The sequence below is a fragment of the Kineococcus glutinatus genome (genome assembly GCF_039542765.1).
Taxonomy (GTDB): Bacteria; Actinomycetota; Actinomycetes; order Actinomycetales; family Kineococcaceae; genus Kineococcus_A; species Kineococcus_A glutinatus.
In genome coordinates, this window is sequence record NZ_BAABIL010000848.1 from 1 (window position 1) to 622 (window position 622).

At 79.7% G+C, this 622-nt stretch carries 1 protein-coding gene; it reads right to left on the bottom strand.

Annotated features, from left to right (window positions below; all coding sequences use genetic code 11):
* Positions 1–496, bottom strand: a 496-nt coding sequence (locus ABEB16_RS22000) for a DapH/DapD/GlmU-related protein (RefSeq protein WP_345714299.1), incomplete at its 3' end; no start/stop codon positions are given.
* Positions 497–622: the final 126 nt, after the last annotated feature.

A 622-nucleotide genomic window follows, 5' to 3' on the forward strand; every position in this document is an offset into this window, starting at 1 on the left:
TGAGGACGGCGCCGGCGGCGACCTCGGCCCACGGGCCGACCTCCACCGGCGCGACGCACACCGCCCGCGCCCCCACGGACGCCCCGTGGCGCAGCACCACCCCGACGGGCGACCAATCCGCAGCGCCCTTCAGCCCGCCCTCCGGGGTGATCGCGCGCGGCAGCCGGTCGTTGGTGAGGACGGCGGCCGGGCCGACGAACACCCCGTCCTCCAGCCGGGCCGGCTCGTACACCAGGGCGTAGTTCTGGATCTTGCAGCGGTCGCCCACGACGACGCCGGCGCCCACGTAGGCGCCGCGCCCGATCACGCACTGCGCGCCCACGACGGCGCCCTCGCGCACCTGCGCCAGGTGCCACACGCGGGTGCCCGGCCCGAGGGAGCTGCCGTCGACGTCGGCGCCGGGCTCGACGCGCGCGGCGGGGACGGCGGCTGCGGCCACGCCGGCGGGAGGACCTGCCGTGGCACGCGGGGTCGGCTCCTGCCGGGTGGCGCTCATGGCGCGGAGTCTAGGAGCGCCACCGCCCGCACCCGGCGCCCTCCCGGTCGCGTCGAGCGCGGCGCCGTCCGCCGCGGGGTGCGCGGCACCGGGCGCGGCAGCCGTCATGATGGGTGCGCCGCCGCG